The sequence below is a fragment of the Streptomyces sp. 4F14 genome, from assembly GCF_048159485.1.
GTDB lineage: Bacteria > Actinomycetota > Actinomycetes > Streptomycetales > Streptomycetaceae > Streptomyces.
This window is the reverse complement of record NZ_JBLRVY010000022.1, coordinates 107078-121138: the sequence shown is the minus strand read 5'-3', so window position 1 is coordinate 121138 and position 14061 is coordinate 107078. Positions and strand designations below refer to the sequence as shown.

Annotated in this window: 13 protein-coding genes; 3 read left to right on the top strand and 10 right to left on the bottom strand. The window is 71.1% G+C overall.

Annotated features, from left to right (window positions below; translation table 11 throughout):
* Positions 1–7: 7 nt before the first annotated feature.
* Positions 8–1159, bottom strand: a complete 1152-nt coding sequence (locus ACLZOT_RS32690) for an MFS transporter (protein ID WP_416972738.1) — start codon at positions 1157–1159, stop codon at positions 8–10.
* A 105-nt stretch (positions 1160–1264) separates the two neighbouring features.
* Between ACLZOT_RS32690 and ACLZOT_RS32685 the strand changes: the two genes are divergently transcribed.
* On the top strand, positions 1265–1729 hold the full coding sequence (locus ACLZOT_RS32685) for a winged helix-turn-helix transcriptional regulator (protein ID WP_416972737.1): 465 nt from the start codon (positions 1265–1267) through the stop codon (positions 1727–1729).
* Here ACLZOT_RS32685 and ACLZOT_RS32680 read toward each other — a convergent pair.
* The 5 genes from ACLZOT_RS32680 to ACLZOT_RS32660 form a co-directional block, all read right to left on the bottom strand.
* Positions 1726–2133: a PPOX class F420-dependent oxidoreductase gene (locus ACLZOT_RS32680; RefSeq protein WP_416972736.1), complete on the bottom strand. Its 408-nt coding sequence runs from the start codon at positions 2131–2133 to the stop codon at positions 1726–1728. The two genes, ACLZOT_RS32685 and ACLZOT_RS32680, sit on opposite strands and share 4 nt — an antisense overlap.
* 79 nt (positions 2134–2212) lie before the next feature.
* A complete protein-coding gene (locus tag ACLZOT_RS32675; RefSeq protein ID WP_416972735.1) occupies positions 2213–5320 on the bottom strand; it encodes an SAV_2336 N-terminal domain-related protein in 3108 nt (1035 codons plus the stop codon).
* 16 nt (positions 5321–5336) lie between these two features.
* Positions 5337–6290: an AAA family ATPase gene (locus ACLZOT_RS32670; RefSeq protein ID WP_416972734.1), complete on the bottom strand. Its 954-nt coding sequence runs from the start codon at positions 6288–6290 to the stop codon at positions 5337–5339.
* On the bottom strand, positions 6287–8386 hold the full coding sequence (locus ACLZOT_RS32665) for a trypsin-like peptidase domain-containing protein (RefSeq protein WP_416972733.1): 2100 nt from the start codon (positions 8384–8386) through the stop codon (positions 6287–6289). Before ACLZOT_RS32665 ends, ACLZOT_RS32670 begins: the two co-directional genes overlap by 4 nt.
* A gap of 1 nt (position 8387) precedes the next feature.
* Positions 8388–8702 (bottom strand): trypco2 family protein, encoded by a 315-nt coding sequence (locus tag ACLZOT_RS32660; RefSeq protein WP_416972732.1) that lies wholly within the window; start codon positions 8700–8702, stop codon positions 8388–8390.
* A 105-nt stretch (positions 8703–8807) separates the two neighbouring features.
* On the opposite strand from ACLZOT_RS32660, the gene ACLZOT_RS32655 reads away from it, so the two are divergent.
* Positions 8808–10292: an N-6 DNA methylase gene (locus ACLZOT_RS32655; protein WP_416972731.1), complete on the top strand. Its 1485-nt coding sequence runs from the start codon at positions 8808–8810 to the stop codon at positions 10290–10292.
* On the opposite strand, the gene ACLZOT_RS32650 is transcribed toward ACLZOT_RS32655, so the two are convergent.
* The 4 genes from ACLZOT_RS32650 to ACLZOT_RS32635 form a co-directional block, all read right to left on the bottom strand.
* Positions 10223–10876, bottom strand: coding sequence for an HAD family hydrolase (locus ACLZOT_RS32650; protein WP_416972730.1), 654 nt, complete (start codon positions 10874–10876; stop codon positions 10223–10225). The genes ACLZOT_RS32655 and ACLZOT_RS32650 overlap by 70 nt on opposite strands.
* A gap of 1 nt (position 10877) precedes the next feature.
* The gene (locus ACLZOT_RS32645; RefSeq protein ID WP_416972729.1) at positions 10878–11798 is read right to left on the bottom strand and encodes a pseudouridine-5'-phosphate glycosidase; all 921 of its coding nucleotides are present in this window, start codon (positions 11796–11798) and stop codon (positions 10878–10880) included.
* Positions 11799–11910: 112 nt separating this feature from the next.
* Positions 11911–12195, bottom strand: coding sequence for a response regulator transcription factor (locus ACLZOT_RS32640; protein WP_416972728.1), 285 nt, complete (start codon positions 12193–12195; stop codon positions 11911–11913).
* Positions 12192–13436 (bottom strand): multidrug effflux MFS transporter, encoded by a 1245-nt coding sequence (locus tag ACLZOT_RS32635; RefSeq protein ID WP_416972727.1) that lies wholly within the window; start codon positions 13434–13436, stop codon positions 12192–12194. The genes ACLZOT_RS32640 and ACLZOT_RS32635 overlap by 4 nt, the downstream gene beginning before the upstream one ends.
* 99 nt (positions 13437–13535) lie before the next feature.
* Here ACLZOT_RS32635 and ACLZOT_RS32630 point away from each other — a divergent pair, with 99 nt between their 5' ends.
* Positions 13536–14021, top strand: a complete 486-nt coding sequence (locus ACLZOT_RS32630) for a MarR family winged helix-turn-helix transcriptional regulator (RefSeq protein WP_416972726.1) — start codon at positions 13536–13538, stop codon at positions 14019–14021.
* The last annotated feature ends 40 nt before the right edge of the window (positions 14022–14061 follow it).

Here is a 14061-nt window from a genome sequence, read left to right as displayed (position 1 = left end):
CGAAGCACTATCGCTCGAACGCCCACAGCGCGAGCCCGAGACCGCTGAACACCGCGCCCAGCACGCACACCGCGCCCCACCCTCCAGCCGCGTACAGGGACGTCGCGGCGAGGGCGCCGACGCCGCTGCCGATCGAGTAGAAGACCATGTATCCGCCGATCACGCGGCTGCCCGCGGCCGGGTGCGCCGCGTAGATCAGCGTCTGGTTGGTGACATGCACCGCCTGCACGGCCAGATCGAGAAGCACCACCCCGACGGCCAGCGCCCACAGGGAACTTCGGGTGAGGGCCAGGGGCCACCACGAGACGACGAGCAGCGCCAGCGCGATGCCCGTGGTCCACCGCGACAGTCCCCGGTCGTTCAACCGCCCCGCCACTCCGGCCGCGAGCGCGCCCACGATCCCGACCAGCCCCAACGCCCCGACCGCGCTGTGGGGCAGGGAGTCGAGCGGGAGCGCGACGCTGCTCCACAGGGTGCTGAAGGCGGCGAAGATCAGCAGCCCGTACAACGCCCGGACCCGCAGCAGCCGTTCCCGTGCGAACAGGGACACCGTGGAGCGCAGGAGCTGCCCGTACCGCAGGGCCGGGGCATCGCCGCCGCCCGGCAGGACCCGGTGCAGCGCCAGGGCGAGTACAGCGGCGCACCCCGCCGAGACTGCGTAGACGGACCGCCATCCCGCGAGGTCGGCCAGGACGCCGGACACGGTGCGGGCGAGCAGGATCCCGACGACGACCCCGCTGGTGACCAGTCCGACGACCCGGCCGCGTCCGTCGGCGGGCGCCAGTGACGCCGCGAAGGCCACCAGCGTCTGCGTCACGACAGCGAGCAGCCCTGTCGCGGCCATGCCGATGAGCAGGACCGCCGCCGTACGCGCGGTGGCCACCACTCCCAACGCCAGGACGAGCAGCGCCAGTTGCCCCACGACGAGCCGCCGCCGGTCGGCGAGGTCGCCCAGCGGCACCAGGAAGAAGAGGCCGAGCGCGTACCCGACGTGCGTGAGGGTCACGACGCTCCCGATCAGCCCCGGACTCATGTCGAGGTCGTGGCCGATCGTCACCAGCAGCGGCTGCGAGAAGTAGACGTTGGCGACCGAGACCCCGCAGGCGACGGCGAACAGCAGGACGAGGCGGCGGGACAGCACGAAGGCGCGGTCGTCCATGACCTCTGGCATCCGACCCCCAAGATTCGGTTTCAACTTGCAACCGATGGGGACGATAACCGCCACTGGTAGCATGTTGCAACCAGACGGAGGGTGAGGCAGGACATGGTCAACAGAACCCGGTTCGACGACAGCGACTGCCCCGTAGCCCGTTCCGTCGACGCGATCGGCGACTGGTGGTCCCTGCTGATCGTCCGTGACGCCTTCGACGGCAGCCGGCGGTTCGGGGATTTTCAGCGCAGTCTCGGAGTCGCGAAGAACATCCTCACCGCCCGCCTGCGAGGTCTCGTCACCGGCGGAGTTCTCGAAACCGTCCCGGCGTCGGACGGGAGCGCTTATCGGGAGTACGTCCTGACACCCAAGGGCAGAGCCCTGTTTCCCGTGATCGTGGCACTGCGGCAGTGGGGCGAGGAACACTTCTTCGAACCCGGCGAGCCCCATTCGGAGTTGCTGGACCGGCGGCACGAACAGCCCTTGCGGCCACTGGAAGTCCGCTCGGCCGACGGACGGCGGCTGAACCCCGAGGACACCGCCGTCCGCAAGCTCACCAAGCCGGCGGGATCACCCTAAAGGCGGCCGGTGATCTTCGTCGGGGTCACCCGGACGATGACCCGGTCCGCGTCCTGCTTCGAGGCCGGGTTGAAAGTGGCGTAGTCCTGGCCGGTGTATTTCAGGGAGAGTTCGTTGGGGAGGTCGTTGTCCGGGTCGGGGGTGATCGTCGCGGTGCCGCGGATCTCGGCGTAGGTGTAGGGGTTCTCCGGAGGGGTGATCATGATGGTGATGCGGGGGTCGCGGGCCAGGTTCTTGCCCTGGGCTCGGTCGACGGTCGTGGAGAAGACGAGGTCGTCGCCGTCGCGTTTGATCCAGACGACGGTGAGGTGGGGGTGGCCGGAGGCCGTGAGGGTGGCGACGGTCGCGAAGACCTTGGTGTCGTCGAGGTGCTTCTTCAGGGCATCGGAGAGTTCCGCTGTCATGGTTCGGAGTCCTTTGCTCGGGTCTGGCGTGTATTAAAGAACGCTCGGTCTATTGATGTAACGCGTCAGAGCGGTCAAATCATCCGGCGAGCCAGGTCCGGATCTGTTCGGAACGGTCGCGGATCTGCGGGAGGGCGTTCGCCGGGTCGCCTTCGAGGCTCGCTTGGACGCGGAGGCTCTCGTCGAGGGTGCGGAGGGCTTCGCCGCGGCGGCCGAGGGTGCCGTAGAGGACGGCGAGGTTGTTGAGGGTGACGGCGTGGTCGGTCGAGGGGTGCCCGGCGTGGATGCGTACGGCTGACAAGAAGGCGTCCAGTGCCTCTTCCCTGCGGCCCAGTTCGCTCAGTCGGTTGCCGAGGGTCGTGGACGCCCTGGCCAGGTCCTCGTAACTCCCCACGGCAACAGCTTCTTCGGCCGCCGCGAGGGCTTCCACGCTCCGGCCCACTGCCGCAAGGCGGTTGGACAGGTTGTTCAGGATCATCGCGTAGCCGGGAGGGGTGCCCCATGCCTCATACGTCTCCCTCGCCTCGAAGACAGCGGCGACACTTTCCTCGACGAGGCCCAACTCCCCCAGCCGTACGGACAGGTTGCTGAGGGCGGCTCCCAGGCCGGTGGCGTACTCCTGCGGAGCTTGCGCGGCCAACTCGCGGCACACGCGCACAGCGTCCTGGGCACAGGCGAGTGATTCGTCGTGCTGCCCCTGGGAGGCCAGGTCGTTGGAGAAGGTGATCAGGCGGCCGGCGAGTGTCGGTCCGTAGGTCGTCAGCGCGTGGGGGGCCAAGGGCCGCGCTCGCCGGATGTCGTCGAGCAGGCGCTCCTCCTGCCCCCTCCTGCCAAGCCCTCTCAGTTCGTTCAGCGCGTCGGCGAACGCTTCGACCAGTTCCCTGGCGGACGGCCTTCTGACAGGCTGCGCCTCCCCGCAACGCCGCAGTGCCATGCGAAGCGCCGGATCGATTCGAGCGTCCCGGTCGATTCCGGGGTCCCACGACGGCCCGGCGAGACAGGCCCGGAGCACAGCTCCGGCGGCGTACACGTCCCCCTCGGGAGAGATACCCCCCGCTGCCAGGGAGGTGTCAACGGGAGGGAGGAAGTCACGGTGTGGGCTGTCGGTCCCGTCCACGGTCGCGGTCATCCAGCCGACCAAGTAGGCGTCTTCGCCGGCCACAAGAATCGCCCTCGAAGTGAGGGACCCGTGCACGAGGCCACGTTCGTGAGCGTGGGCGAGGGCGCTGCAAAGACTCCAGCCGATCGTGAAGAAGCGCTCCTCGGACATCAGGCCCGCACGGCCTTCGACGACGTCTTTCAGGTTGGGCGCCGGAGCGGTCTCGTCCCCGATCAACTGCACGGCGATCCAGGGAAGTACCCCATTGGTGTCGGCCTGCACATCCACCAAGGCAGGCGCACAGACGCCCTCCATCCTGCGCAGGCACTCCGCCTCCGTCCGGACGAGCTCGACCGCAGCCGTCGGCTCACCGGCGTACAAGGACATCGGCGCCCCGACCATGACGAGGTTGCCGTCCGGGCCCTGCGCCAGGTACATCGCGTTGCGCCGCCAGCTCCGGTCGCTGCGCCCCAACAGCCTGAACCGGCCGAGCCGTTGCGGGTCGTGCGGCAGCAGATCACTCCACCCCTCCGGCGCGGAATCCGTCGCCCCGCCCCCACCCGAAATCCCGAGCCGCACCAGGAGTTGCTCCCGCAGCCACCCGAACGACCGCCCCGTGTCCACGACGACAGCCGTCCCGCCCGGATGCCCCACCCACGCCGGAAACACCGGCTCCCGCCCCACCGCGTCCTCGATGTCCCGCGTCACCGCGTCGGCCGTACGCAGCAACTCCCCCGCCGACACGGCACTGAGGAGCGCCCGTCGCCCCTCCACCGTGAAGTCGAACCGCCGGTGCTGCGGGAGCCGTTCCAGAATGTCGGCGTCGACTTCGTGCATGAGCCCGCCGAGGAACACCTCCATGAGGTGCCCGGCATCCGTGGGCTCCCCCAGCGCCTGCTGCACCAGCCGCATCACCGGCGGCGTCACCGGAGCCACCGCCGCGACATGCGCGGCAAGCCGGTACGCCTCGACGGACACGGCCTCCCGGAAACGCAGGACGGCGTCGCCGCCGGGCATCTCGACCGCCGTACGGGGAACGGACGTTCGCCCCTCCCACAGCGGAAGCGTCCCGGTCCCGCCCGGCGCTGCCAGGAGCCGGGCCCACTCGCCCACGGCCCGGGAGGTCGGCATGAGGACGGGCACGGGGACGGAGTCGAACCGGACGAGGTCCGGCGTCAGGTCTGGGTCGGTGACGTGCCACGCGTGCGTGGGCCCGCCGCGCCGGTGCGTGGTGACCTGCCAGCGCCGTACGTCGATCCCGGTCCCCGCCCACAGCCGCCCAGGCAGGACGTGGACGATCGCGACGGGCCCGCAGCGCCCCCATCGGTCGGTCACCTCGCGCATCCCGCCGTCGCGCCACGCGGACCCGACCCCGTCGCTGACGACGAGGACGAGCGTGTTCCCGTTCGGATCGCAGAGGGTCTTCGGCGTCAGCGCGCGCCCGCGCCGCCCGTAGGGGCTGGTGCGGAGAGTGGGAACGGCCCTGCGCGTGTCGAGCCCGTACACGCGTACGTCGCGGAAGGCGCCCGCGCGTTCCATCAGCTTGCGAACGTCGGCGGCGAGCCGCTGCCACAGCACCATGGACACGCCGTCGTCGATGACGAGGGCGAGGGAGAGCCAGCGGGCGCGGGCGGGACGCGTCACGGTCTCGGGAATGCCGGTGTCGGCGACGGCGGCGACCGTGCGGACGACGTCGAGTTCGTGGCGGCGGCGGTCGGGGAAGCGCTGGCGCAGAGGGCGCAGGGACTTGCCGAGGTGGAGTTGACCGGTGCCGGTGGCGGGGCGGGACTCGGGAGTGCGGACCGGGAGCGCGGGGGACGGCGTCGTAGCGGTGGGCGCCTTCGGGGTGTCGTCCGTCGCGGTGACGGGGCGTGCGGGTCGCTCGGGTGGCGGTGCTGTCGGGGTGGGGCGTGGGGTCGGTGCGGGTTCGGGTGCCTGGGGTTCCCCGGGGTCCCGGACCGGGGGCGTCTCGGGTACGCCCGCGGCGCGGGCCAACGGCGTGGCGCCCAGGCGCGTGGCGAGCCACAGGGCGTCGAGCAGTTCCTCCTGGGACAGCTCGGCCCCGCTGTCGGCGAGGAGTTTCGTCACGCGGGAGAGCACGGCGTCACACGGCTCCGCCGAGGCGGTGCAGTACGGCGTCGAGGAGGGCGCCCGCGTCGAGGTTCACGCCGCCTTTGCGCAGGAAGACGGCGTTGAGGAGCTGGTCGGTGGCGAGTTCGCCGGTGGCGCGGCGGTCGAGGAACCGGCGCAGGAGGTCGTCCACGTCGTCGAGGGCGTCAGGGCCGAGGTGGGCGGCGACGATGTCCCGCAGGCGTCGTTCGTCGGGATCGGGCAGGTCGAGGCGTACGCAGCGGCGCAGGAAGGCGGGCGGGAAGTCGCGTTCGCCGTTGCTGGTGATGACGACGACGGGGAACTCGGCGCAGCGGACGCGGCCCTTGGTGACGGGGGCGGTCTCGTCGGGGTCGTCGGTCAGGACGTGGACGGGGGTGTTGTCGTCGCGCAGGCGGGTGAGTTCGGGGATCGTGAACTCGCCTTCCTCGAAGACGGTGAGGAGGTCGTTGGGGAGGTCGACGTCGCCCTTGTCGAGTTCGTCGATGAGCAGGACGCGGGGGCGGGTGCGGGGGACGAGGGCGCTGCCGAGGGGGCCGAGGCGCAGGTACTGGCCGATGTCGGGCTCGGTGCCGTCGGTGTCGCGGCGCAGGGTCGCCTCGCGCAGGCGGCCGACGGCGTCGTACCGGTAGAGGGCGTCCTGAAGGGTGGAGCGGCTGTTGACCGGCCATTGCAGGACGCGGCCGAGGCCGAGTTCGTGGGCGACGGCGTGGGCGAGCGAGGACTTGCCGGTGCCGGGCTGGCCGGTGACGAGGAGGGGGCGGCGCAGGTGGAGGGCGGCGTTGACGACGTCGGCGGCATCGGCGTCGATGAGGTAGGGGCGGGGGGCTTCGGTGCCGGGTTCGGGGCGGTCGAAGCGGCGCCAGGGCGGGGCCGCGGGGAAGGGGGTGTCGTCGCGGGGTACGCCGTCCCCGTGGAACAGTCTCCAGTCGCCGTCCGCGGTGGTCATGACGCGTTCGTTCCTCTCACGGGGTCCGCGAACCGCAGCGGTTCGATCCTCGGGTGCCGCTCCTCGGGCTCCCAGACGAGGGAGGGCCGGGCCCGCCGCCCGCCCGGCCCGGCGACGGTGTCGCTCCTGAAGTGCCGGACCCGCTCGGGAAGTCCGTCCAGATCCCCGGCGGGCCCGAGCCCGGCCATCCGTACGGCGTCCTCGTGGCCACCCGCGTCGCGGTCCCACAGCACGACGGGGGCGCCGAGGGCGAGGGTGGCGAGGAGCCAGGGTCTGTGCTGGTCGGCGGGGCCGTGGAGGATGACGCGGGCGGTGTCGCGGTGGTCGGTGCGCAGGAGGTGGACGAGGCGCTGCACGCTGTCGCACGCGGGGTCGACGACGAGGGTCATCTGCCGCCCGTTGCGCCAGCGGCGTTCGCGGTCGTCCGCGCTGCGCTGCCGGAACTCGGGGCAGCTCAGGGAGACCCGGTAGTCGGCGCCGATCGGCCGGGCGGGCAGGACGTCGTCGTCCGCGCCGGGCACCCATTCGTCGACGGCCCGCTGGAGCCCGTCCCGGTCGACCTCGACCGTCACCCACGGCACGGTGTCGCCCTGCCCGGGTTCGTCGCGTACGGCGAGGACCGCCTCGCTGAGACAACTCGCCAGCTCCTGCGGGGACTTGGACGCCGACTCCGCCTCCTTCAGCACCCGGTGCGTCCCGTCGTCCCGGACGAGCAGGATCCGGCACCGGTACCGCTCCTCACCGGCCTCCTCGTCCCACTCCAGGCTCATCACGACCCGCGACACCGGGGACACGGGCCGCTTCGCCCAGCGCTCGGCGTCCGCACGGCGCTCGGCCAGCGCGTCCTGGTGGATGCCGAGGCGGTCGGCGACCCCTTTCGACCAGGCACGGAGGTCGTCACGCTGTCCGGTGGCCGCCGCCAGGTACTCGACGACCTTCAGCAGCGCGGGCGCACCCCGGTCGGACAGCCCCTCCAACTCCGTGATCACATCGGCCAGTTGGTGTCCGTCCAGGCGTGGCTGGTTGAGGGCCTCGGGGAGTACGGCGTAGCGCAGTGCCTCGCGGGCGGCGCGGGGGATCAGCGTCGGGTCGTCGTCCCGGCCGCCCCGGAGGAGGGCGAGCAGTTCGCCGTGCTCGGTCGGGGAGAGGAGTGCGCCGCAGCCGAGGGCTCTGGCCGTGGTCAGGAGGGTGGTGAGGGCGGTGCGGGTCGTGTCGCGCGCGGGCAGGAGTTCGCTGAGGGTCGCCAGTGCGCGGGGGTGGGTGGTGGCGAGGGCCACGAGGTCCGCCGTGCCGGGTTCGTATCCGGTGGTGTCGTAGCCGAGTTGGTGCGCCAGCTCCCTGCCGTACTCGACGCGGGTCGCCGCGTCCGGGAAGAGGGAGCGGAGGAGTCTCTCCAACTCCCTTTCCATGGAGGTCCGTTCGACGCCGGGCTCCGCTTTCGGCAACGGGGCGCCGACCGGGGTCAGTCGAGGGCAGCCGCCGATGTGCGCCGTGAAGGTGTCGTCGGTCGCGAAGGAGGAGACGGGTACGGCGATCAACCGGCGTGCCCCGTACGCCGGGTCCTCCTGGGTGACGACGCCCACGAGGTGGCCGCCGCAGAAGATCGCCGCCCCCGAGGCGCCGCCCCACGCGTTGCCGCCGGCGCGGGGTGCCGGGGCCGGGGTCTGGTCCAGGATGTAGCGGTCCCTGCCGCCGGACAGCACGGGGAGGAAGCCACGGAGGTGTTCGGGTGCGCGGAGTTCGCCGTTCCTGGACGCCCAGGGGTAGCCCAGCCCCTCGTAGGGCAGCGGGGCGAGGCCCTCCGGGCGGCCCCAACTCACCGTGTCCGGCAGGTCGATGGGCTCGGTGAGGAGCAGGAGGGCGACGTCGAGGCCGGAGGGGTGTTCCCAGAGGAGCTCCGCCGAACTCTTGACCTGCTCGCCGTCGCGCTCATGACCGACGTACACCTTGATCCTCGGCCAGAACCCGGCAGTCACCCGGTCGATGAGGACATGACGTGCCGTCAACACCAGGCGCGGGGCGATGAGATACCCGGAACCGACCGTGATACGCCCCGCGTCCCCACTGCGGATCAGCGCCAGTCTGCGCGGCTCCATCTCAATCCTCGTCCAGCGTCCCGGCCTCTTCGTCCCCGACCTCGGGGGCGGTGCCGCCCGCGGCTCGGTCCTTGACGGAGAGTTTCAGGGTCAACTTGTGCGTACGGACGCTGGCTTGCTCACCGCCGCCGCCGACGGCGACCACCCCGAAACTGAGCTTGCCGTCACCCTTGGCGGACTTCCGCAGCTCCAACTGGAGCTCCAACTGCGCCTCTTCGACCCCGAAGGCGAACTGCTGGCCGACACCGAGGCGTTGCGCCTCGTACAGCTCCTGACGCAGCTCCTCTATGGCTGCGGCCAGCCCGATCGTCGACATGCGGTGCGCCCCCCGGTCAAGAACAGTGCGTTGTCGGTACGTTACCGCGCTGGCGGGAGGGGGTGGGGGCGGTCGTGGAACAATCCGGGTGGGGGTGATCGCCGCATGGACCAAGAGGCGTCTGCCGAGGAGTTCGGGGATCTGCTATGGCGGGCCGTCGAGAGGCTGCGGGGGTATGTCGATGTCCCTCAGTACAAGGAGTTGGTGCTAGGGCTGGTCTTTCTGAGGCACGCTTCCGCCGCCTTCGACGAACGTCGGAGAGAACTCACCGAGACGCTGTTCAGGACCGGTGTCCCCGAAGAACGAGCGGCTGAGCAGCTGGAAGACCCCGCGCAGTACCTGGTCTGGGTCCCACAGACCGCCACCTGGTCTTGGATCGAGGCCAACGCCAGGGGAGACAACACGGGCAGAGTCCTAGACGCGGCAATGGACGCGATCATGCAGGCCAATCCCTCCTTGGCCGGTGTCCTCCCGAAGGTCTTCGACCGCCCCGGTACCGTCCCACGCCAGCTGGCAAGCCTGCTCGGCCTCTTCCACCACACCTCCTACGATGTGGCGCGGGGAGGCAAGCTCTACGACGACCTTCTCGGCGCCTTCGCACGCGCAGAAGGCAAACGAAGCAGCGAATTCCATACCCCACGGTCTCTGACCCGGCTCATCGTAGACATGCTGGAGCCATACCAGGGGCGGGTGTACGACCCGGTATGCGGCACCGCTGGCATGCTCGTCCAGGCAGCCACATCCCACGGGTACCGCCAGCTTTCTGTATACGGCCAGGACATCCACATACGCACCTGGCGCCTGGCCAGGATGAACCTCCTCATCCACGGCATCGACGCCAACCTCTCCGACCGCTGGGCCGACACCCTCGCCGCCGACCAACACCCCCACCTCCAGGCCGACTTCGTACTGGCCCACCCCCCGTTCAACGTCAAGGACTGGCCACGGGACGTGTCCGACCCCCGCTGGGTGTACGGGGTCCCCCCTGCCGGTAATGCAAACTACGCCTGGCTCCAGCACGCGATCTCGAAACTCACCCCGACAGGAACCGCCGCCGTCATCCTGGCCACCGGCTCCCTGAACTCACGCAACGCCGAAGCCGGAATCCGCCGATCCCTGCTGGAAGCCGACCTCGTCTCCTGCATCGTCGTGCTCCCACCCCACCTCTTCCCCTCGACGACCATCCCGGCCTGCCTCTGGATCATCGACAAGGACAAGCAATCCAGGCGCAACCAGTTCCTGTTCATCGACGCGCAGAAATCGGGCGAGATGGTCCGCAAGGCCGAGCGCGTACTGACGGACGCCGACCTCGCGAACATCGCCGGGACCTACCACGCCTGGCGCGGATCAGGGCAGCCGTACGAGAACCGGCCCGAGTTCTGCCAGTCGGCCGACCTCGAAGCCGTACGCGCCAACGACTACGCCCTGACCCCCGCCCTCTACGTCAAGCCCCCACCACCCCTGATGCAGGACCTGTACGCGATCTTCGACGGCTACGGCTTCCCGCCGCGAAGCGCGGCTCAGAGCACCGCCGACACCACCCCGTCGAACGAGTCGGCGATCACCAGCGCCCCCGACTCCAGCAGTTGATCAGCGGTGGCCACCCCGTAGGAGACCCCGACAGAGGCCATCCCCGCGGCGGAAGCCATCTCGATGTCCCCGACGGCGTCACCGATGACCACGCACCGCTCGGCGGGAAGCGCGAGCTTCTCCGCGACGTACAGCGCCATGTCGGGCGCGGGCTTGCCTCGCCCCACCGAGTCGTGCCCGGCGACAACAGCGAACTGGTCGAGGATCCCCGTGGCCCGCAGTGTGCGCACCGCGGCCTCATGCGTCTTGGACGTGGCGATGGCCAGCACATGCCCAAGATCGCGCAGCTTGGTGAGCCCCTCGGCGACCCCGGGGTACAGCATCCGCTCCCGCTGCTCCTCAAGATGCTCCCCGAACCCGGCCCGATAGGCGGCCATGGCCTCCGCCACCTGGGGGTGGTCCACGGGCAGCCCGAGGAGCCCGGCGAAGTTCTGGTCGAGCGGCTTGCCCACGGTGGCCCGCACGGCGGCGTCGTCGACGTCCCGCCCGAGGTCTCGCAGCACCTTCACGGTGATGGACACGATCGCCCCGGGCGTGTCCGCGAGAGTCCCGTCGAGGTCGAAGACGATTCCCTGGTAGCGCACGTCAGCGCTCCTCTCGGGTGGCGGCGAGCGCGACGGCGAACTCGCCGGCGACCCGGGCGGTGGACAGCAGGACGGCCCGGGTGGCGGCGGCGCTGCGCCCGGCGGTGACTTCGGTGAGGGCCCGCATCAGGAAGGGGCTGATGGCGTTGCCGCGTACGCCTGCCGCGTCGGCCTCGGCGAGGGCCGCCGAGATCGCGTCCTCGATCTCGTCGCCGTCGAGGGCGTCCTGCTCGTCGATGGGCGCGGTGAGGAGCACGGACCGGTCCCCGTTGACCTCCCAGTGCAGCCAGGTGGCGCGGGCGGCGACGGCGAGGTCGTCGACGCGGCTGACGGGGACGTGGGACTCGCGGACGTAGAACGCGGGCAGGGTGCTCGTCTGGTAGCCGAGGACGGGCACGCCCGCGGTCTCCAGGTACTCGGCGGTCAGCCCGAGGTCGAGGATGGACTTCGACCCGGCGCACACGACGGCGACGCGGCTGCGCGTGAACTGCTGGAGGTCGGCGGAGACGTCGAAGGTCTCCTGGGCCCGCCGGTGCACCCCGCCGATGCCGGCGGTGGAGAACACGCCGATCCCGGCGCGCGCGGCGGGAACGACCGTACCGGCGACGGTGGTTGCTCCCAGCCCGCCGCCCGCGAGGACGGGTCCGAGGTCGCGCGCGCTGACCTTCGGGACGCCCTTGCTGGAGGCGAACCGCTCGATGAGGTCGGCGTCCATGCCGACGACGAACCGCCCGTCGACGATGCCGATGGTCGCGGGGACGGCGCCCCGGTCGCGGACCGCCTTCTCGATCTCCAGGCCGAGTTCCGTGTTGGCGGGGTAGGCCGGCCCGTTGACGATGAGCGACGACTCCAGCGCGACGACGGGACGGTGTTCGTCGAGGGCGGTACGGACCTCGTCGCTGATGTCGAGGAGCGGATCCATGGGTAACGGCCTTTCCGTGGGGGTCGATACGCCGCACACATTGCCGTCCGGCACCGGCGGACGCATCACGTCTTCACGTGATGTTCCGGGGGTGCGCGGCTGCGACGATGGCTCAGTCACCGGAGTCGAACTGGAGGGCGTGGCGCACGAGTTGGACGCGGCTGCGGATGGCGAGCTTGGCGTAGACGTGCCGCAGGTGGGTGTCGACGGTGTGCGGCGAGACGACGAGGTGTTCGGCGACGGCACGGTTGCTGAGGCCGGTGGCGACGAGCCGGGCGACTCGCAGTTCCGCGCGGGTGAGGCTGTGCCAGCCGGTGACAGGACGGGGTCGGCGGGTTTCGGTCGGTGACGTCGGTGACATGCGGGCGAGCCTCACGCAGCCCGTGTCGGCGGTCAACGCCGCTCTCCAGAGATCGTCAGGTGCCCGGGGAGTGTGTCAGGTCGCGGCTTGTCGGCGTCGCGCGTGAGCAGCAGCGCGAGCAGGGCGACGAGGCAGCAGCCGGTCATGGCGGTGAAGAGGGGTACGGCGGTGTCGTCGCCGCCGAGGCCGATGAGCGGGGCGGCGACCGCGCCGAGGACGCCTTGGAGGGTGCCGAGGACGGCGGAGCCGGTGCCGGCGGCGTACGGGACGCGTTCGATCGCGAGGGCGGTCGCGGTGCCGAAGACCTGGCCGAGGCCGAGGAAGGTGACGGCGATCAACCCGAGGGCGAGGACACGGTCGAGGTGGCCGGTGAGGGTGACGAGGAGGGCTGCGGCGCTGCTGGCGAACATGGTGAACAGGCCGATTCTCAGGAGCAGTCGGGGCGGGTAGTGGCCGACGAGTTTCGTGTTGGCGGTGCTGGAGAGGGTGGCGGTGAGGGCGCCGAGGGAGAAGGCGATCGACGCCTGGCCGACGGTGAGGCCCAGGACGTTCTGGAGGAGGAACGCCGAGCCCGAGATGTACGAGAAGAGGGCGCCGCAGGCGAAGACGAAGGCCAGCGTGTAGCCGACGTACACGCGGTCGGCGAGGACGGTGCGGGCGGTCTGGAGGGTGGCCGCGATCCCTCCGGCGCGGCGGCGGTCGGCGGGCAGGCTCTCGGGGATGAAGAACAGGGCGGCGAGCAGCATCAGGAGGGTGATCGCGGCGAGTGCCCAGAAGACGCCGCGCCAGCCTCCGGCGTGGGTGACGACGGCGCCTCCGGCGAGGGGCGCGACGATGGGGGCGATACCGCCGAGGGCGATGAGCACGCCGAACAGCCGTGCGGCGACGGCGCCGGTCGCGACGTCGGAGACGACCGCGCGGCCCACGACGAGTCCGGCGGCTCCGCTGAAGCCGGTCACGAAGCGCAGGGCGATGAGGGCGGCGAGGTTGGGGGCGAGGGCGCACAGGGCGGTGGCGAGCGTGCACACCGCCGCGCCGATGAGGATGGGGCGGCGGCGGCCGTGCCGGTCGGAGAGGGGGCCGAAGACGAGCTGGCCGAGGGCCTGGCCCAACAGGAAGGCGGTGAGGGTGAGTTGGACGCCGGAGGCGTCGGTGCCGAGGTCGTCGGCCATCTCGGGGAAGGCCGGGAGGTACATGTCCGTGGCGAGCGGCATGCCGAAGGAGAGCAGGGCGAGGGTCGCGGTGAGGAGGGCGGCGGGCCGGGGTGGGGAGGACATCTCGGACTCCTGGCAGGGGGGTTGGTGGCTGCGGCGTCGCCCATGGCTCTGCGGCGTCGTCAATAGCTATAGATATATAAGCATTGCTAGGCTGCCCGCATGGACGCGAAAGGCGACACCGACGCCGAACTGCTGCGCGAGGCGCGGGACTTGGCCCCCGTGCTGCACACGCTGGGCCGCGTCCTGCGCCTGCGCGGCACGACCGAGGCCGGGCTCCCCACGCTGCCTCCGGCCGAACTGGATGTGCTGCGGCAGGTGTTGGACTCCCCCGGCACCGGAGTCGGCGTGCTCGCCCAGGCGTTGGGGATGCACGCCAGCAACGTCAGTACGACCGTGCGCGGGCTGGTCGCCCAGGGGCTGGTGCGCCGGGAACCGGACCCGGCGGACCGGCGTGCCGTACGGCTCTTCCCGACGATGGCGGCCGTCCAGGGGATGGCGTTGATCGAAGGACAGTGGGCGCGGCTCTTCGCGGACGGGCTGGCGGCGCTGTCCCCGGCGGAGCGTGCGGCGTTGTCGGGGGCGGCCCCGGCGCTGCGGTCGCTCGCCGGGGAGCTGAGGGCCGGTGCCCCCTCCCGGGCCGGATAGCGCACGTCGTCTGGTGCTCCCCCAGAGGGGGGACCCCCAG

Excerpts from the sequence above, each read along its gene's own strand:
- ACLZOT_RS32690 (WP_416972738.1), bottom strand. The coding sequence starts at position 1,159 with ATGGACGACCGCGCCTTCGTGCTGTCCCGCCGCCTCGTCCTGCTGTTC.
- ACLZOT_RS32685 (WP_416972737.1), top strand. The coding sequence starts at position 1,265 with ATGGTCAACAGAACCCGGTTCGACGACAGCGACTGCCCCGTAGCCCGT.
- ACLZOT_RS32680 (WP_416972736.1), bottom strand. The coding sequence starts at position 2,133 with ATGACAGCGGAACTCTCCGATGCCCTGAAGAAGCACCTCGACGACACC.
- ACLZOT_RS32670 (WP_416972734.1), bottom strand. The coding sequence starts at position 6,290 with ATGACCACCGCGGACGGCGACTGGAGACTGTTCCACGGGGACGGCGTA.
- ACLZOT_RS32665 (WP_416972733.1), bottom strand. The coding sequence starts at position 8,386 with ATGGAGCCGCGCAGACTGGCGCTGATCCGCAGTGGGGACGCGGGGCGT.
- ACLZOT_RS32660 (WP_416972732.1), bottom strand. The coding sequence starts at position 8,702 with ATGTCGACGATCGGGCTGGCCGCAGCCATAGAGGAGCTGCGTCAGGAG.
- ACLZOT_RS32655 (WP_416972731.1), top strand. The coding sequence starts at position 8,808 with ATGGACCAAGAGGCGTCTGCCGAGGAGTTCGGGGATCTGCTATGGCGG.
- ACLZOT_RS32645 (WP_416972729.1), bottom strand. The coding sequence starts at position 11,798 with ATGGATCCGCTCCTCGACATCAGCGACGAGGTCCGTACCGCCCTCGAC.
- ACLZOT_RS32635 (WP_416972727.1), bottom strand. The coding sequence starts at position 13,436 with ATGTCCTCCCCACCCCGGCCCGCCGCCCTCCTCACCGCGACCCTCGCC.
- ACLZOT_RS32630 (WP_416972726.1), top strand. The coding sequence starts at position 13,536 with ATGGACGCGAAAGGCGACACCGACGCCGAACTGCTGCGCGAGGCGCGG.